Origin of the sequence: Aquibaculum arenosum, from assembly GCF_029222965.1 — a bacterium.
GTDB lineage: Bacteria > Pseudomonadota > Alphaproteobacteria > Kiloniellales > DSM-21159 > Aquibaculum > Aquibaculum arenosum.
Map to the genome: position 1 here is coordinate 19,489 of NZ_JARHUD010000005.1, position 18,136 is coordinate 37,624.

Here is an 18,136-nt window from a genome sequence, read left to right on the forward strand (position 1 = left end):
GTATGGCAAAACCGTTCGGTCTCGAACCAGGATCAACCCCGCCATCGGGAATGGCGACGTACCATATTGTCCTGCATTCAGTCCCCAAGCCGCATCCGGCGTTCAAATCGTATATGGGATCATGGACACCTGAGCGGGGACTGGTCCGCGTGATGGGCACATCGGAACACTTCGGAGAAGATTCGACGGCCTCAACAGCGCGCCGATTATACGATCAAGTCAAAAGGCAGCTAACTCAGGTCTATGGATCGCCCCAGGAAAATGAGTTCGTTTCCGATAGTGTTTGGGCAGAGGAAAGGGATTTTTGCAGTGCGCTCGCAAACGGCGAGCGCTCACATGCCAGTCTTTGGGAGCGCGGAGTCCATGGACTGGACTCTGATATTCAACGGATTTTTCTAGCGGTCGTATCGGACGATGGGTACGAAACGAGCAATGTCTCGTTGATGTACGATCTGCCGGGCTACGAGGATGAGGCGGCGGGGGACGAATACGGTCTCGATAGCCTGTGACACTTCTCTACGCCTCCACATTCACTGACGCGCTGGCCCGGCTTTCGAACCAGGAGCAGAAGCAGGTCAAGCTGACCGCCTTCGACCTGCAGCTCGATCCGACGAGCAAGGGGCTGCAGATGCACCGGATCGACAAGGCCGAGGGCTTCTGGTCGATCCGTGTGAACCTCGACCTGCGCATCATCCTGCACAAGGCGGGCGAGCGCATCCTGCTCGCCTATGTGGACCACCACGACGCCGCCTATCGCTGGGCCGAACGCAAGCGCCTGATCCCGCATGAGCGCACCGGCGCGATGCAGTTCGTCGAGGTGCCCGTGACCCCTGCCGAGGGGGTCCCGGCCGAAACGGCGCAGCCGCCCGCGCCGGGGGCGTCGGAGGCTGGGGCGGGGCATCCCCCCTTCCGCGCGCTTTCCGACGACCAACTGCTCGATGTCGGTGTGCCGCGCGCCTGGCTGGAGACGGTGCGCGAGACCGCGGAACAGGAGATCGACGCGCTCTGCGAAGACCTGCCGGCCGAGGCGGCCGAGGCGCTGCTGGACTTTGCCACCGGCGGCCGGCTGGAAGACCATATCGTGGAGCCGGCGGCGCCGGGCAGCGACCCCTTCGCCCATCCCGACGCCCAGCGCCGCTTCCGTGTCGTGGAGGGCGTGGAGGAGTTGAAGGCCGCGCTCGACGCCCCTTTCGAGAAGTGGGCGGTGTTTTTGCACCCGTTGCAGCGCGCCTCGGTCGAGCGGGCCTGGCGCGGGCCGGCACGCATCTCCGGCTCAGCCGGCACCGGCAAGACCATCGTCGCCCTGCACCGCGCGGTGCGCCTGGCCGAGGATGAGGCGGCGCGGGTGCTGCTCACCACCTTCTCCAAGCGCCTGGCCGAAAACATGGCCGCCAAGGCCGAGCTGCTGACGGCCGCGCATCCGGATCTGCGTGCACGCCTTCAGGTGCGCGCCATCGATCAGGCCGCCTACGAGCTCTTTGCCGCGCAGTTCGGCCAGCCGAACCTGGCCAAGCCGGCGCAGCTCCGCGCGGCCATCGCCGCCGCCCAGAAGGAGGGGCTGGGCGGCGAGCACTCGGCCGAATTCCTCTTCGAGGAGTGGGAGGAGGTGGTCGACGCCTGGGGCCTGCAAGAGGAAAAGGCCTATGCCGGCGTGCCCCGCATCGGCCGCAAGCTGCGGCTGGGGCCGAAACAGCGCGCCTCGGCCTGGGCGGTCTTCGCGTTCCTGCGCGACTGGCTGGCCGCGCGCAAGCTGATCACCCGCGCCGACCTCTATGGCCGCCTGACCACCGCCGTCAAAGCGGGCCTGGCGCTGCCCTACACCCACTTCGTCGTCGACGAGGCGCAGGATCTCTCTGTTGCGCAGGCGCGCTTTCTCGCCGCGGCAGGCGGGAAGCGGGAGGAGGCGCTCTTCTTCACCGGCGACCTGGGCCAGCGCATCTTTCACCTGCCGTTTTCCTGGCTGAAGCTGGGGCTGGACATCCGCGGCCGCGCCCAGGTGCTGAAGGTCTGCTATCGCACCTCGCACCAGATCCGCAGCGCCGCCGACCGCCTGCTCGCGCCCGAGATCGCCGACCAGGACGGCACCGTGGAAAGCCGCCGCGGCACCGTCTCGGTCTTCGAGGGGCCGGAGCCCGAACTGGTGCTGCATAACGACCCGGAGGCCGAGACAGCCGCCGTGGGCGCCTGGCTGAACGCCCGCCTGGCCGAGGGCGTGGCCCCGGCGGAAATGGCGGTGATCGTACGCGCCCCGGGCCAGATCCCACGCGCCCGCGCCGCCGCCAAACAGGCCAGCCGCGACATCCCGCTCATCCTGATGCACGACGCCAAGGGCCTGGAATACCGCGCCTGTGCGGTGATGGCCGTGGACGAGGACGTGCTGCCGGACCCGGACCGCCTGGAAGCCGTGGGCGACCTCGCCGACCTGGAAGCGCTGCAGGAAACCGAACGCCACCTGCTCTACGTCGCCTGCACCCGCGCCCGCGACCGCCTGCTGATCAGCGGCGTGGAGCCGGGCTCGGAGTTTCTCGACGATCTGCAGGCGCGATGAGTGGGGAGTGGTGAGGGGCTGTGGGACGCGGCGCGGGTTAGCTTGTGCTCAGGTTGGGAGGAGGTAGGGCCGGGGATTGAGCTTCGATCAGAGCTGCTATGGACAGCAGTGAGCGCTCTTTGAAGTATCGGCCCACCAGTTGCACGCCCATCGGCAGGCCGGTGCTGTGCAGCCCTGACGGCAAGACAATCGCCGGATGTCCTGTCATGTTGAAGAAGGTGGTGTAGCGGGTGATGGCATTTCCCACCGGTTCCCGATCCTGCCCCCAGTCGATGAAGGCTTGCCCGACCGGTGGGGCGATGATCGGCGCTGCGGGGGTAACAATCACGTCGGCGATGTCAAACAGGGCGTTTGTCTCCCGGCGATACCGGGTGATGAATCGCTTGGCCCGAAGATAGTGCTCGGCCAGCAAGCATTGCCCGAGCGCCAGTCCGGCGCGGAAGTCTGGCTCGTAAAGCTCTGCCTTCTCTTCCAGATAGCGGGAGTGATAGGAAAGCGCTTCGGGCATCTGCACGGCGAGGGAGACCGTGCGCATGTCCTCCATGGGCGGCAGGTCGACGTCGACAAGACTGGCGCCAGCCTCCTCCATGGCCGAAATGACCCGGCGCGTCGCCTCCAGAATCTCCGGGTCGCACTTCTCGAAGTAGAAGCTGCGCGGAATCCCGACCCGCACACCGCGCAGGTTGCCGGCCAGGTCCGGCACGTAAGTCTCGACTGGCTCCTTCGCCGAATTCTCATCTCCGGGATCGAAGCCGGCGACTGTCTGGAGCAGCAGACCGGCGTCGGCAACCCTGCGGGCCAGTATGCCCACATGGTCCAGTGTCCAGCAGTAGGGCATGACCCCCGACATTGAGACCCGCCCCATCGTGGGTTTCAGACCCACGAGTCCGGAGAGGGCGGCCGGGGCGCGCACCGAACCGCCTGTGTCCGTTCCGAATGCGGCCGGGACCAGGCCGAAGGCAACGGCCGCCGCAGAGCCACTGCTGGAGCCTCCCGCAAGGCGGCTATGGTCATAGGCATTCACTGCAGTGCCGTGGGCGGCATTCTCTCCGGTTGCGCCATAGGCAAAGGCGTGGAGGTTGTTCTTGCCCAGGCTGATGGCGCCGGCCTTCAGCATCCTTTTGACAAGAAAGGCATTCTCGGCCGCGACATTATCGGTGAAAGCCGGCGAGCCGCCCGTTGTCGCCACGCCGGCAATGTCGATCAGATCCTTCACGCTGAAGGGAATGCCCAGGAGCGACGATGCCTCCCGCGCCCTAATTTCATCCGCTCTTTGCGCAGCAGCCATGGCCGGCGCCGCGGTGACGTTGATGAAGGCTTTGGAAACCCCGTTGTAGCGCTCGATCCTCTTCAGGAAACTGTCGACGATCTCGCTACTTGAGATCGATCGCTCGGTCAGGCGCTGTCGTAGCGCGACCACCGACGAGAAGCAGATGTCGTCGCTCATTGGTCGCTCGCGGATCGCACGCTGCAGTCCGCCGGCGGCACATCACCCAAGTCCACCCGGCGCAAACGGTCCAGGCTTTCCAACAGGTCCTGGAATGAGGTGATGACGCCCATCTGTGGGTCGACCAGTTCTCTGATCTCCGCCTCGCCCCAACGAAAGGAAGCGAGTTGCCGCGTCAGCTTTTCTATGGTGTCCCGCTGAAGCCGATCCATGCGCCCTACCTTTTCCTATGAGCGGCTTTCCAAGGCGCGCAGCAATCTCAGGAAACCGTACCTGATATGCATTCCCTGGACCGCGCCGACAGCCTGCGGATCTCCGTACTCCAATGCGACGATCATGTCTTCGAGTTCGTCCGCCAGCGTTTGAAACGCCTCTTTGGTATCAACATGATGCCAGGCACTGGAAGCCTGACTGTGAAGGAAATCCCAAGTCGAGCGCAGCGCCGAATTGCCGATGACACTTTTTACCAAGGCGTTGATGCGTTCGTTGATCCGGAAGTACTCGCTCTTGACGCCGGACCTGCTGGCTTGTTGCGCCTGCGCGAGAAGGTCACGGGCCTCGCGAACATGGTGCTCGGTAATCTCGTTGGGCGACAGGCGGCCGATCAGGGCACAAAGCTCCACGCGCATCTGGTAGATCTCGGCGAGCTCCTTCAGCTCAAGCTGGACGACGACTGTGCCCACTCCGTTTCTGGTCTGAACCAAACCCAGGTGATGCAGTCGGTTCAGTGCTTCGCGCACAGGGGTGCGGCTTGCGCCGAACTCCTCGGCCAACTTTGCTTCATGCAAACGGCTTCCAGGGGGGTACTCGAGCAGACGAATGCGTTGGAGAATGATTGCCTGGATGTCATCCACCAGAGGCGTGCGGGCGTTTGACGGCAATGCTCTGGGCCTCGATTCCGGTATCACCAAAGGAAAGTAATCTTACAGACGGCCAGGTCTCTAGAGAAACAGCGCCTGAGATAGCTCAAAACGAAGGCGATTGACTCGCGTGCAAACGGCTGCCTAAGCTGTATGCAGCAGGGTACGGCCGACTACATGAAGTGTCAATCGAGAGCCGCCGGACTGCCTGACAACGAGGAGACGACGAATGAGCATGCTCAAGCGAACCACGATCATGGGGGCGATCTTTGGTCTCGCCTCGCTCTCTGGAGCGCAGGTCTCTGGTGCGAATGAGCCAATATTGGCGCACATCATGGACAGTGAACACATCTGGCACGGCGCGTCGGAGCGCTTCATGCAGCGGATGGACGAGCTCTCCGGGGGTGATTTTCAAGTTGCCTACCATCCAGGTGGAGATCTTGGTGACTGGACATCGATCATTGAGCAGGTTGCTCAGGGTTCCGTCCAAATGACACTTGCCTGGAACTACGGTGAACTTGACCCGCGTTGGGATATTTCGAACCTGGCTTTTATTGCGGAGGATTGGGAGCAAGGTGAGGCCGTCTTTGGCCCAGGCTCGACAATGGAAGGTGTCTATCAGGACATCATGAACGACCTGAACATGGTCTTGCTGGGGATCATACCTACTGACTTTACCGGTTTTGTCGTGCGCAATGGCATCGAACCTCCACTCAATTATCCGGAGGATGCACAGGGCTTCAAGATGCGGGTCCCCGCTCAGCCGCTCTCTATCGAGAGCTACGGCGCCCTTGGCTTTTCGGTCGTGCCCATGGCCTTCTCAGAGGTGCATACAGCTCTGCAGACCGGTGCCATCGACGGGCGCGCCGTTTCTCCCCCCTCCGAAGTGCTGATGTTCAAGGACGTGATCGACACCTACGTCTACACCCGCCACAACTTCGAACACACCTTCTGGCTTGCGAACAAGCAGTGGTTCGACTCCCTCGAAACCGAGCAGCAGGAATGGATCCGCACCGCGGCGACCGAGGCTGTGGAGTGGACGTGGGAGAATGCCGAGGCGCAGAGCCCCAGGTGGTTCGAGGAAATGCGCGAGGCCGGGATCGAGGTGATCGAACTCACTCCCGAACAGCAGGAAGCTTACAAGAAGCTCACCATGGAGGTGGAGTACCCCTACATGGAGCAGCTGGTGGGCCCCGAGGTGATGGAGCAGATCCGTTCGGCGGCCGAGGCATCTGAATAAAGGCGAGGGGCGCCGGTTATCCGGCGCCCTATCTTTCGCGCTGGAGGGGGACATGGCAACGGAAGAGCTGGATGTGCCGGCGTCCCCGGACGCCCAGGAAGGTCGGATTACACCCGCGCGTGCGATCAAGGACGAACAGGGCGCTGCTTCGTCTTTTGGAAGAGCACTGACTTTCGTTGAAGAGCGACTGGCCGCCGGTCTCCGATGGATCATGTTCCTGTCGCTGCTGGGGCTGTCCCTGACCATGGTGGCGCAGGTCGTGATGCGCTACCTGCTTGAGTGGCCCTTTCTCGGTATTGAGGAAATGGCGCCCCTTCTGGCGCTTTGGTGCTACTTCGGCGGCATGGTCTACAGCACGCGCCACCGAACGCACATTGAAGGCGGCATTCTGACTCTGATCACCTCCAACCCCCGGATCATCGGGGTTGCGCGCGCGCTCGGTACGGCGATCGCTCTGGTGGTGCTCTGCGTCTTTTTCTACTACGCCTATGCCATCGTGCAGTTCAATTTCGATATTGGCCGGAAAAGCGCCTATCTGCGCTGGCCCCGATATCTCTGGGACCTTTCCTTCCTGGTCGGTATGGCCGGCATGGCCCTGTACCTTCTGATTCAGCTCTGGTTTGAACTGAGACACGTGAAGCTCGTGTGGGGTGGCCGTTAAATGCTCTTTTTACTCGCCATCCTGCTGGTCATTGCCCTGATCCTGATCGAGGTGCCGATAGGCTTTGCCTTCGGGATCGGCGCACTCTTCTACGGTTTTGTCGCCGGTATTGACATTTCCTTTCATGCGACTGCTGGCTTCACGCAGATAAGCGCCTTCACCTTGCTGGCCATCCCGCTTTTCATCTACGCAGGCTCGCTTATGGGGGCCGCCGGCATCTCCGACCGTCTGCTTGCCTTCGTGAACGCTTTTGTCGGCCGCACGAAGGGCGGCCTCGGAGCGGTGACGGTTCTTACCTGCGCCCTTTTCGGTGCGATCTCCGGCAGTGCAGCCGCCGCCATTGCGGCGATCGGCCGGATCATCGTTCCGCGCATGATCGAGGAGGGCTACCCACCCGGTCACGCGACGGCGCTGCTCAGCGTTTCATCGGTTTTGGCGTTCCTGATTCCCCCAAGCATACCCATGATCGTCTTTGCGATCGCGATCCGGGAGTCGGTTGCGAAGGCATTCTTGTCGACGGTCATTCCTGCGCTGCTGCTGATAATCATCTATTGCGTGCTGAACTTCATATTCCTGCGCAAGAACACCAGCATAAAGGTCTCGCCCAAGCAGCCGCTCGCGAAGACCGCGCACGAGGCGATCTTCGCCGGAAAGCGGGCGATACTCGCGCTCTTGATGCCCCTCATCATTCTGGGCGGCATCTATTCGGGCATCGCAACGCCGACGGAAGCCGGCGCAGTGGCGGCCGTCTATGCCCTCTTCGTCGGGCTGCTCGTGTATCGCTCGGTCTCCTTCAAGAACCTCTTCGGTACCACTGTCGATGCCGCACGCCTGACCGGCAGCATCGTCATGATCCTGCTGTTCCTCTTTGTCATGAGCCGCGGCATGGTCCTTGCGAATGTGCCAGGCAACGTGGCGGACTTTCTGCTCTCCGTCAGCGAGAACAGGATCGTCATCCTCCTCATGATCAACCTGCTGCTGTTGATCATGGGGATGATCATCGATGACGTATCCGGGAGTGTCTTGGCGGCCATCATACTGCTTCCCGTGACGCAGGAGATCGGCCTGGATCCCATCCATTTCGCGGCCATCGTCGGCGTCAATCTCGGGCTGGGGAATGTTACCCCTCCCTGCGCCCCGCTTCTCTTCATGGCCGGCGGAGTCACGGGAACACCCCTGGCCAACTACGTCGGCCACACAATGCGATTTCTTCTGCTGGGTCATGTTCCAGTGCTGTTTCTGGTCACCTTCATACCTGAGTTGGCCCTCTTTCTGCCGGGGCTGCTGGACTAGGTCTGACGTCAACTGAGAGCGGCTTTACGCGGCGGGCCGGATCGCGAGGCGATGCGTCCTGAGCGTGACCCGCTCCAAGAAATCGCAACAAGGAGTAACAAAGAAAATGTTGTCAGAGGCGAAGCTCCGGACGTCGAGGCTGGAGCAGAGGATGGAAGAGTGCGGCATAGAGGTCGCCCTGATCACTGCAGAGGATTCCATCGCCTATCTTGCCGGCTTTTGGGGGTACTTGGGTGTGGAGTTCGGGCGTCCGACGATGCTGGTCGTGCGGCCGGGTCATGAGCCGGTGGTCATCACCCCTCTCATGGAGCAGGAGATGGTCGCGGCGATGACCTGGGTGACGGACATTCGGGTCTGGGAGGATGCCGGGCCGCGCAGCTGGGGCAGGGTGCTCGGCGAGGCCCTGGGCGGCGACCTGCAATCCGTTCACGTGGAGAAGCGAAGGCTGCCGGCCATCATTCGCGGTTGGCTGGATGAACAGGATCTAAAGCTCGAGGATATTTCGCCGCTGCTGGACGAACTGCGGATGATCAAGTCCGAGCTCGAAATAGACGTCATGAAGAAGGCGGGCACCATTGCTGGCGCGATGATGAAGGCCGCACACACCTCGTTGAAGGTCGGGGCGCGTGAGTATGAGTCCGCCCTGGCGGTCATCGATGCGGGGACGCGCGCGGCGGCTGGTTTCCTGACCGACAAGGGATGGGAGAGGTTCGTCTCGCCCATGATCCATAACCTGCAGATACTCCAGAGCGGGCCCGACACCTCAATGGTTCACCGGCGTGCGAGCGTGCGGCAGTACCAGCAGGGCGACCCCGTCTATTTCTGCTTCTGCAACATGGTGCAGTTCAAACAGTACAAGCTGGGCTTCGACCGCATGTTCCACATCGGAGGCGTCGACGCGAAGGCGGAGCATGTGCAACAGGCAGCGATCGATGCACAGCGGCGGGCGCTGGAAGCCATTCGCCCTGGGGTCCGTGCGGAAGAGGTGGCCGCTGCCGCCAATGAGGTCTATCGGGAACGCGGTTATGAAACCGGCTACCGAACCGGAAGAGCGATCGGCACAGCCTCTCTAGAGGCACCGGAACTGAAAGCGGGCGACAAAACCATACTGCAGCCGGGGATGACCTTTGCCGTGGATGGCGGCATTTCGATCGACCGCGAGTGTGGTGGCAGGATCGGCGATTCCATCGTGGTGACGGAAGAGGGTTTTGAGTTCCTCACGAACTATCCACGAGAGATTCTGCTTGTAGAATGAGAACCCGAAGGCGGTTTCAGCTGTCACTTGCGGCCATTGCCGGCCGTGGCGCGGTCTAGGAGGATTGGCGGGGCGGGCGTGCCGCCCTCAAGTGAGGCAAGCGTCTGCCCCGCCCGCCGCCGTCTGACACAGTGCCTCCTTCTTGTGCTCGATCAGATAAGACATTCCGCCATATCGAGCGCTTGTTGATCTTCTGCAAGAACGGGAACCTCCCTTCTCCAGAGTTTGCCACTAAAAGTAGAAGCGACATTCTCGGCAACCATTGAACAGGCCAGCCGCGACATCCCGCTCATCCTGATGCACGACGCCAAGGGCCTGGAATACCGCGCCTGTGCGGTGATGGCCGTGGACGAGGACGTGCTGCCGGACCCGGACCGCCTGGAAGCCGTGGGCGACCTCGCCGACCTGGAAGCGCTGCAGGAAACCGAACGCCACCTGCTCTACGTCGCCTGCACCCGCGCCCGCGACCGCCTGCTGATCAGCGGCGTGGAGCCGGGCTCGGAGTTTCTCGACGATCTGATTGGTCAGTAGGGGAGGGCGGTTCCCAAAGGTTGCGGAAAGAGTAACTTTCTTCCACCCAAGCCGATCACATCTTGCCTCCGATTATGGGTATAGTACAGGCTATGCCAGGAAGCCGGTTGGGAGTGGACAGTGACGACATGAATGAGAAGACCGCAGCTTCGCTCAGCTTCCAGGTACCGGAGCCAGAGGTTCGCCCGGGCGAGACGCCTGACTTCTCCCACGTCCAGATCCCGCGGGCCGGCTCGGTGCCGCGGCCGCCGGTGGATGTGGAGCCCAGCGAGATCCGCGACCTGGCCTATTCCATCATCCGTGTGCTGAACCGCCAGGGGGAGGCGGTGGGGCCGTGGGCCGGTGGCCTGGACGAAGAGGAGCTGCGCGAGGGCCTGCGCCACATGATGACGTTGCGCGCCTTCGATGCCCGGATGCTCACCGCCCAGCGCCAGGGCAAGACCTCCTTCTATATGCAGCACATGGGCGAGGAGGCTGTGAGCTGTGCCTTCCGGCGCGCGCTGGAGCCCGGTGACATGAACTTTCCGACCTATCGCCAGGCCGGACTGCTGATCGCCGGGGACTACCCGATGGTCGAGATGATGAACCAGATCTTCTCGAACGAGGCGGACCCCCTCAAGGGGCGGCAGCTTCCGGTGCTCTATTCTGCGCGCGAACACGGCTTCTTCTCGGTCTCAGGCAACCTCGCCACGCAGTTCATCCAGGCGGTGGGCTGGGCGATGGCTTCGGCAATCAGCCGCGATACGCGCATCGCCGCAGGCTGGATTGGCGACGGCTCGACGGCCGAGAGCGACTTTCATGCAGGCCTCGTCTTCGCCTCGACCTATCGCGCGCCGGTGGTTTTGAACATTGTCAATAACCAGTGGGCGATCTCGACCTTTCAGGGAATCGCGCGCGGTGGTTCCGGGACCTTCGCGGCCCGCGGCCTCGGTTTCGGCATCCCGGCACTGAGGGTCGACGGCAACGACTACCTGGCGGTGCATGCCGTGGCGAAGTGGGCGGTCGAACGCGCCCGGCGCAATCTGGGCCCGACGCTGATCGAGCATGTGACCTATCGCGTGGGGGCCCACTCCACCTCGGACGATCCCTCCGCCTATCGGCCCAAGACCGAGTCCGACGCTTGGCCCCTGGGCGACCCGATCATCCGGCTGAAAAATCACCTCGTCGCCATCGGCGCATGGTCCGAGGAACGCCACAAACAGGCCGAAGCCGAGATCATGGACAAGGTGATCGGCGCCCAGCGGGAGGCGGAAAGCCGCGGCACGCTGCATTCCGGCGGCCAGCCTTCGGCGCGCGACCTCTTCGAGGGGGTCTATGCCACCATGCCGCCGCATCTGCGGCGCCAGCGCCAGAAGGCGGGGTTCTGACATGGCGCGCATGTCCATGATCGAAGCGATCCGCTCTGCCATGGAGGTGTCGATGGCCGAGGACGAGCGGGTGGTCGTTTTCGGCGAGGACGTGGGCTACTTCGGCGGTGTCTTCCGCTGCACCCAGGGACTGCAGCAGAAGTACGGCGTGGCACGCTGCTTCGATACGCCGATCAACGAGTCGGGCATCGTGGGCGCGGCCATCGGCATGGCCGCCTACGGGCTGCGGCCCTGTGTCGAGATCCAGTTCGTCGACTATATGTATCCGGCCTACGACCAGATCGTCTCGGAGGCGGCGCGCATTCGCTACCGCTCGGCTGGCCAGTTTACCTGCCCAATCGTCATTCGCATGCCCACCGGCGGCGGCATCTTCGGCGGTCAGACCCACAGCCAGAGCCCGGAAGCGCTCTTCACGCACGTCGCGGGGCTGAAAACCGTCGTGCCCTCCAATCCACAGGATGCCAAAGGCCTCCTGATCGCGGCGATCGAGGATCCGGACCCGGTGATCTTCCTCGAGCCGAAGCGGCTCTACAACGGCCCCTTCGACGGGCATCACGATCGCCCCGTCACCCCCTGGTCTACTCATCCCCTGGGCGAGGTTCCCGACGGGCATTTCACCGTTCGGCTGGGCGAGGCGGTGGTGAGGCGGCCCGGAAAGGCAGTGACGGTGCTGGCCTATGGCACGATGGTGCATGTGGCCGAGGCCGCGGCCGAGGAGGCGGGTGTGGACGCCGAGGTAATCGACCTGCGCACGCTTCTGCCGCTTGACCTGGAGACCGTGGCGACCTCGGTGAAGAAGACCCGGCGCTGCGTCGTCATCCACGAGGCCACGCTGACGTCTGGTTTCGGCGCCGAGCTGGTGGCGCTGGTGCAGGAGGAATGCTTCTGGCACCTGGAGGCGCCGATCATGCGCGTTGCCGGCTACGACACGCCCTATCCCCACGCGCAGGAATGGGCCTACTTCCCGGGGCCAAGGCGGGTTGCCGAGGCGCTGGTTGCGACGATGGAGGCGTGACCCTTGGCCGAGCTCGTCATCAAACTCCCGGATATCGGCGAAGGCGTGGCCGAGGCGGAACTGGTCGAATGGCAGGTGCAGGTCGGCGATCTCGTTCGCGAGGACGACACGCTCGCCGCCGTGATGACCGACAAGGCCACCGTCGAGATCCCCGCGCCGCGCGACGGCACCGTCGCCTGGCTGGGGGCGGAGGTGGGCGAAAAGATCGCCGTTGGCGCACCGCTTGCCAAACTGACGGTCGCGGGAGAAGGGGACACCGAAGCAGAGTCCGCAGCCGAGCCAGAGCCGGCGCGGGAGCAGGAGGCGGAAGCGGCGGAGGCGCCTGCGGCACCACCCGAGCCACAGCCGGCCAAAGTGCGCACGAAGGAGGCTGACGCGGAGCCTCCGGTCTCTGCACGACCCGGTCCGGTCCTTGGTGGCAGTGCCCTGCCGCGCCCTGAAGGCGAACGGCCGCTGGCATCGCCGGCGGTGCGGCTCAGGGCGCGGGAGGCGGGAATAGATCTGCGCCAAGTCCAAGGCACAGGCCCGGCCGGCCGAATCACCCATGAGGATCTCGACACTTTCACCAAGGGTGGGACTGCCCTCGGTCGCCTGCAGCGCCGCACCGAGGTGGAAGAGATCAGGATCATCGGTCTGCGCCGGCGCATCGCCGAAAGGATGACGCTGGCCAAGGACCGGATCGCGCATATCACCTACGTCGAGGAGGTCGACGTCACGGCACTGGAGGATCTGCGCGGCAAGCTGAATGCCGAGGATCGGGACGGCCTGCGCCTAACGATCCTGCCCTTCCTGATCCTAGCCCTCGTCCGCGCGGTGGAGGAGCAGCCTCTGGTCAATGCGCTTTTCGATGACGAGGCGGGGATCCTTCACCGTCACGCGGCCGTCCATGTGGGTATCGCAACCCAAACGCCTGGCGGATTGATGGTTCCGGTCGTGCGCCATGCGGAGGCACGGGGCCTGCGCGATTGCGCCGCCGAACTCGCTCGCGTGACCGCGGCGGCCCGCGACGGCTCCGCCAGGCAAGAGGAGTTGAGCGGCTCGACCATCACCATCACCTCGCTCGGCGCGCTGGGCGGCATCATGTCGACGCCGATCATCAATCATCCGGAGGTGGCGATCGTCGGGGTCAACAAGATCGCGGTGCGCCCGCACTGGGATGGCCAGGGTTTCGTCCCGCGCAAGATGATGAATCTCTCCTCTAGTTTCGATCATCGGGTCATCGATGGCTGGAACGCGGCCAGCTTCGTGCAGCGCCTGAAGACCCTCCTGGAAACCCCGGCCATGCTCTTCATGGAGGTGCCGTGATGAAGGAGCTTTCCTGCCAGCTCCTGGTGATCGGGGCGGGCCCCGGCGGCTATGTCTGCGCGATCCGTGCCGGCCAGCTGGGGCTCGACACCGTGGTGGTTGAGGCTGCACGCCCGGGTGGTGTCTGCCTCACGGTGGGCTGCATCCCTTCCAAGGCGCTGATCCATGTGGCGGAGGAGTACGCCAAAGCCGCGGCGGCCGCAGCCAGCGGGACACCCTTTGGCCTGCACGCGCCGCCGCCGGAGCTCGATCTGGCGCAGGCGGTGAGCTGGAAGGAGGGGATTGTCGAGCGCCTAACCCTCGGCGTGGCGCAGCTGTTGAAACGCGCGGGCGTGAAATCGGTGGCGGGCTGGGCCCGTTTTCGCGACGGCAAGACCGTGGAGGTCGAGACCGCAACCGGGCCGCAGGTGATCCGGGCCGAGAACGTGGTGATCGCCACAGGCTCGACGCCGGTCGAGCTGCCTGCGCTGCCGTTCGGCGGCAAGGTGATCTCCTCCAGCGAGGCGCTGAAGCTGACCCGGCCGCCCGAGCGGCTGGTGGTGGTGGGCGCCGGCTATATCGGGCTGGAACTCGGCACCGCTTTTGCGAAGCTCGGCAGCCGGGTCACCGTGGTCGAGGCCGAGGACCGCATTCTGCCCCAGTGGGACCGGGAGCTTACCCGCCCCGTGGCGAAGCGCCTCGAGACACTGGGCGTCGAAATCATCCTCCGCGCCAAGGCACGGCGCCTATCCTCTGACGCCACCGCGCTGGTCGTGGAGACCGCTGAGGGCGAAGAACGCCGTCTACCGGCCGACCAGGTTCTGGTCACCGTCGGTCGTCGGCCGCTGGTCGAGGGCTGGGGGCTCGAGGAGCTCGACCTCGATCGGGACGGGCCTTTCCTGCGCATCGACGGGCAGTGCCGCACCTCGATGCGCGGCGTCTATGCCATCGGCGATGTGACCGGGGAGCCGATGCTGGCCCACCGCGCCATGGCCCAAGGCCATATGGTGGCTGAGATCCTCGCCGATAAGCCTCGGGCGTGGGACACGCGCGCCATCCCGGCCGTCTGTTTTACTGATCCGGAGGTGGTTTGCGTCGGCCTGTCACCCGAGGAGGCGCGCGCAACCGGCCGCGAGATCCGCCTCGGCCAGTTTCCCTTCAGTGCCAACGGGCGGGCGATGACGCTGGGAGCGGATGCCGGGGGAAGCGATGCCGGCTTTGTCCGCGTGGTCGCACGCGCGGACAACCACCTGGTCCTCGGTGTGCAGGCGGTGGGGCCGGGCGTCTCCGAGCTTTCCGCCGCTTTCATTCTCGCCATCGAGATGGGTGCGCGCCTCGAAGACATCGCCGGTACCATCCACGCTCACCCCACCCAGAGCGAGGCCTTTCCTGAGGCGGCTCTCAAGGCGCTGGGGCAGGGGCTGCACGTATAAGTGCGGTGTCAGCCCCGATGCAGAGGCAGGTCCGTGGAGCTTCTACACGCTTTCGGCGATGGGGGGCGGCGATAGAGAAAGCCGCTCCCAAATGGTGCCCCGTCTAGACCTGCTCGGGGGCGTCGCCGCAGCCCGCTTCGATCTCTTGCAGCGCGGGGACCAGGTCGGCGGCTTCCTCTGCGGTGAAGCCGAGATCGCGTAATGCCGCCTCCGCCTCCGCGCGGGTGACTTGCTCAGCACTGCAGCCCTCGCGCGATCCCCCATCCCCATCCGCCATGGTAACCCCCCTGAAGAGTTCACGTATCAATATGGCTCTTCTCGCCCCGTGGAACGCGTGGCCATAAAGCCTTTCGCGCCCAACGCGGTTGCTATTATGGAATGAAAAACGGCGGATTGCAACTAGAAAAGGAACAAGGTGCTGGTAAAGCGCACGACCTTGCTGTAGGGCCGTGTAACAAAAATGTGACCGGGTTGCTGCAGTGGTCGCTGCGGTGACTGATCATAGCAGGTGTAATCCAGGTAATGGCCGAAGAAAGGGTGCGTCCCCCTTCAAACGAACGGGGCTGCGAGGGTCATCACGCGCTAGTGACAGTGGTAGAGCGCTGGACAGAATGCAGCGATTGATCCATCCTTTACCCCCTTCGGATGTGGTTTGTGATTGTAAGTGTTAACGCAATAGAAAGGTGGGCGGCCAAGCGTTGTTTAAGTAAAAAGACAATTTTAGAAAAATTTTGCGAAATGACAAGCCGCTGCGAACTGCCCTTTCCACCGCCTCTTTTTGCCGTGGAATGGCTCGCTGCTGGTGAGGGAAGTATCGAATGGCAATAATATTGCTTCGAACAGGGTGAGAAAGTCGGTGATGCAAGGTGAGTAGTCGGCGCTGGTTGTTGCTGAGCGATGGGGTGCGGCCGACTGAGGATGTCTACTTTCTCGAGTCAGTAGCGCCCTTGCTGCGTGCGCAGAATCACGAGGTTGACCGGCTTGACGTCCGCGGGTGGCGTTGGCCGCTTGTCCAGCGTTTCTTGGCGAAGCAGGAGGGGGCAAATCTGGTGCTGTGCCGCACCTTGCCACGACGGGTGCTGCGCTGGCTGGAACAGGCGAGAGGGCGCTTCGACCGGATCGTTTATCTCATCGATGACGACCTTGCAGCAGCGGCGGAGGATAGCAGGCTGCCGCAGAGCTACCGTCGGCGCATGGCACGCGCGGCGGAGTCGCAGCCCAAGCTGCTGGCCTTGGCCGACACGGTTGTGACCTGCAGTGCCGTTCTGGCCGATCAGTTTGCTGAGCGGCATCGCAACCTGCATGTGATGGGGCCCCAGTTGATCGCCCCGCTGCACGACCTTTCGCATTTCGACAGGGGGCCGTGCCCCGAGTCGCCTTGGCTCATCGGCTTTCATGGCAGCCGCGCGCATCTGGCCGACCTTTGCCACATCGCTCCGGCATTGGAGGCGGTCCACGGGAGCAGGCAGGACACCGAACTGGAGGTCATGCTGGGCGAGCGCACGCCGCGCTGCTTGACCGAACTGCCGCGCGTGAGCTGTCCAGTGCCCCTGCGCTGGGACAGGTTCAGGGCCTATCGCGCCAACCGCCGTGTGCATATCGGCTTGGTGCCGCATTTGAACACGCCCTTCAATCGCAGCAAATCGACCATCAAGTTCCTCGACATTGCGGCGATGGGGGGCGTCGGGGTGTACACGAAGCAGTCTCCTTATAAGGAGTTTGTCCAGGACGGGGTGGATGGGCTGCTGGTCGATGACGATCCCACCTGCTGGCAGCGCGCCCTGGAATGGCTGCTCGACCATCCAGGTGAAGCCAGGGCAATGGCCGCGAGTGCAGCGCGAAGGGCGCAGCAGCAGGTGCTCACCGATCTCCCCGCGTGGGTGGAGGGAGCGTGAGGTCCGATTCTTAGCTTTTATTTCGCTTCATACCATCAGTGGTGCCGGAAGGCGCACCACTGTCTTTACGCGTGCGCAAAAGTTGTAATGGCTACCACTTTGGGGCTAGACGCCGAACCTGAATGCGGTAGGCTCAGACCTTGCTATGCAGCGTGAGTGTGCACCGCAAAGGCCGGGCGCACCGCCCAGTCATCAACTTTGCAGTAGGGGCCATGTCGAAAACCTTTCTGATTACCGGCGGCGCAGGGTTCATCGGCTCGGCCGTGGTGCGCGAACTGATCGGCCAGACCGGCCACCGCGTGGTGAACATCGACAAGCTGACCTACGCAGGGAATCTGGATTCCGTGGACAGCGTGGCCGGCAATGCCCGCTACACTTTCGTGCAGGCAGACGTGTGCGACGTGCGGGCCATGCAAAGGGCCTTCGGCGAGCACCGGCCCGACGTGGTGATGCATCTGGCGGCCGAGAGCCATGTGGATCGCTCGATCGACGGGCCGGCCGACTTCATCCAGACCAACATTGTCGGCACCTCGGTCCTGCTCGAGGCGGCGCGGGGCTACTGGCAGGCGCTCAAGGAGAGTGCGCCGCAGAAGGCCGAGGGCTTCCGTTTCCATCACATCTCCACCGACGAGGTTTACGGCGATCTCGACGGGCCGGAGGGGCTCTTCACCGAGGTCACGCCCTACGACCCCAGTTCGCCCTATTCCGCCAGCAAGGCGGGCTCCGACCACTTGGTGCGGGCCTGGCGGCGGACCTTCGGGCTGCCGACGCTGGTGACCAACTGCTCGAACAACTACGGGCCCTATCACTTCCCCGAGAAGCTGATCCCGCTGATGATCCTCAACGCGCTGGAGGGCAAGGAGTTGCCGGTCTATGGCGACGGACAGCAGGTGCGCGACTGGCTCTTCGTGGAGGACCATGCGCGCGCGCTGATCAAGGTTGCCACCGAGGGCCGGGTGGGGGAGACTTACAACATCGGTGGCCACAATGAGAAGGCGAACCTTGAGGTCGTGCACACGATCTGCGACCTCGTGGACGAGATGACCGGCCCGATGTCCCGCCGGGACCTCATCAAGTTCGTTGCCGACCGTCCGGGGCATGACCGGCGCTATGCCATCGACGCCGGCAAGATCGAGCGCGAGCTGGGCTGGCGGCCGCAGGAGAGCTTCGGGAGCGGCCTGCGCAAGACGGTGGCCTGGTATCTCGAGAACCGCGACTGGTGGCAGCGGGTGCGCGACGGCAGCTACCGGGGGGAGCGGCTGGGCCTCACCGGCCGGCGCGCCGCTTAGCGAAAGTGGCACGCCCCC

The 18,136-nt window shown here is 63.8% G+C and carries 17 protein-coding genes; 13 read left to right on the plus strand and 4 right to left on the minus strand.

The window, feature by feature from the left end:
* The first annotated feature begins 2 nt into the window (after positions 1 to 2).
* Positions 3 to 509 (plus strand): hypothetical protein, encoded by a 507-nt coding sequence (locus tag P2G67_RS09045; RefSeq protein WP_275822235.1) that lies wholly within the window; start codon positions 3 to 5, stop codon positions 507 to 509.
* Positions 506 to 2,548, plus strand: coding sequence for a UvrD-helicase domain-containing protein (locus P2G67_RS09050; RefSeq protein WP_275822237.1), 2,043 nt, complete (start codon positions 506 to 508; stop codon positions 2,546 to 2,548). Before P2G67_RS09045 ends, P2G67_RS09050 begins: the two co-directional genes overlap by 4 nt.
* 37 nt (positions 2,549 to 2,585) lie before the next feature.
* On the opposite strand, the gene P2G67_RS09055 is transcribed toward P2G67_RS09050, so the two are convergent.
* The 3 genes from P2G67_RS09055 to P2G67_RS09065 are packed head-to-tail and all read right to left on the minus strand — an operon-like array spanning position 2,586 to position 4,849.
* A complete protein-coding gene (locus tag P2G67_RS09055) occupies positions 2,586 to 3,995 on the minus strand; it encodes an amidase (RefSeq protein ID WP_275822239.1) in 1,410 nt (469 codons plus the stop codon).
* Entirely contained in the window at positions 3,992 to 4,207 is a 216-nt protein-coding gene (locus tag P2G67_RS09060; protein ID WP_275822241.1) for a hypothetical protein, read from the minus strand. Before P2G67_RS09060 ends, P2G67_RS09055 begins: the two co-directional genes overlap by 4 nt.
* 15 nt (positions 4,208 to 4,222) lie before the next feature.
* Positions 4,223 to 4,849, minus strand: coding sequence for a GntR family transcriptional regulator (locus P2G67_RS09065; RefSeq protein WP_275822243.1), 627 nt, complete (start codon positions 4,847 to 4,849; stop codon positions 4,223 to 4,225).
* Between the two features lie 235 nt (positions 4,850 to 5,084).
* Here P2G67_RS09065 and dctP point away from each other — a divergent pair, with 235 nt between their 5' ends.
* The 9 genes from dctP (at position 5,085) to lpdA (ending at position 14,934) form a co-directional block, all read left to right on the plus strand.
* Positions 5,085 to 6,095 carry a TRAP transporter substrate-binding protein DctP gene (dctP, locus tag P2G67_RS09070; RefSeq protein WP_275822245.1) on the plus strand — a complete coding sequence of 337 codons (1,011 nt, stop codon included), beginning with the start codon at positions 5,085 to 5,087 and terminating at the stop codon, positions 6,093 to 6,095.
* Positions 6,096 to 6,147: 52 nt separating this feature from the next.
* Entirely contained in the window at positions 6,148 to 6,756 is a 609-nt protein-coding gene (locus tag P2G67_RS09075; RefSeq protein ID WP_275822247.1) for a TRAP transporter small permease, read from the plus strand.
* Complete coding sequence (locus P2G67_RS09080) at positions 6,757 to 8,049, plus strand: TRAP transporter large permease (RefSeq protein ID WP_275822249.1); 1,293 nt, start codon at positions 6,757 to 6,759, stop codon at positions 8,047 to 8,049.
* Between the two features lie 64 nt (positions 8,050 to 8,113).
* Complete coding sequence (locus P2G67_RS09085) at positions 8,114 to 9,304, plus strand: M24 family metallopeptidase (protein ID WP_322099674.1); 1,191 nt, start codon at positions 8,114 to 8,116, stop codon at positions 9,302 to 9,304.
* Positions 9,305 to 9,529: 225 nt separating this feature from the next.
* Positions 9,530 to 9,835 carry a 3'-5' exonuclease gene (locus tag P2G67_RS09090; protein ID WP_275822251.1) on the plus strand — a complete coding sequence of 102 codons (306 nt, stop codon included), beginning with the start codon at positions 9,530 to 9,532 and terminating at the stop codon, positions 9,833 to 9,835.
* Positions 9,836 to 9,963: 128 nt separating this feature from the next.
* A complete protein-coding gene (locus tag P2G67_RS09095) occupies positions 9,964 to 11,202 on the plus strand; it encodes a 3-methyl-2-oxobutanoate dehydrogenase (2-methylpropanoyl-transferring) subunit alpha (protein ID WP_275822252.1) in 1,239 nt (412 codons plus the stop codon).
* 1 nt (position 11,203) lies between these two features.
* Positions 11,204 to 12,217, plus strand: coding sequence for an alpha-ketoacid dehydrogenase subunit beta (locus P2G67_RS09100; protein WP_275822254.1), 1,014 nt, complete (start codon positions 11,204 to 11,206; stop codon positions 12,215 to 12,217).
* Between the two features lie 3 nt (positions 12,218 to 12,220).
* Positions 12,221 to 13,522, plus strand: coding sequence for a dihydrolipoamide acetyltransferase family protein (locus P2G67_RS09105; RefSeq protein WP_275822256.1), 1,302 nt, complete (start codon positions 12,221 to 12,223; stop codon positions 13,520 to 13,522).
* Positions 13,522 to 14,934 (plus strand): dihydrolipoyl dehydrogenase, encoded by a 1,413-nt coding sequence (gene lpdA / locus P2G67_RS09110; protein ID WP_275822258.1) that lies wholly within the window; start codon positions 13,522 to 13,524, stop codon positions 14,932 to 14,934. Before P2G67_RS09105 ends, lpdA begins: the two co-directional genes overlap by 1 nt.
* Before the next feature lie 103 nt (positions 14,935 to 15,037).
* Here the strand turns inward: lpdA and P2G67_RS09115 are convergent, their stop codons facing one another.
* Positions 15,038 to 15,211, minus strand: a complete 174-nt coding sequence (locus P2G67_RS09115) for a hypothetical protein (RefSeq protein WP_275822260.1) — start codon at positions 15,209 to 15,211, stop codon at positions 15,038 to 15,040.
* 589 nt (positions 15,212 to 15,800) lie between these two features.
* Between P2G67_RS09115 and P2G67_RS09120 the strand changes: the two genes are divergently transcribed.
* The gene (locus tag P2G67_RS09120) at positions 15,801 to 16,829 is read left to right on the plus strand and encodes a glycosyltransferase family protein (protein WP_275822262.1); all 1,029 of its coding nucleotides are present in this window, start codon (positions 15,801 to 15,803) and stop codon (positions 16,827 to 16,829) included.
* A 212-nt stretch (positions 16,830 to 17,041) separates the two neighbouring features.
* On the plus strand, positions 17,042 to 18,118 hold the full coding sequence (gene rfbB / locus P2G67_RS09125) for a dTDP-glucose 4,6-dehydratase (protein ID WP_275822264.1): 1,077 nt from the start codon (positions 17,042 to 17,044) through the stop codon (positions 18,116 to 18,118).
* Positions 18,119 to 18,136: the final 18 nt, after the last annotated feature.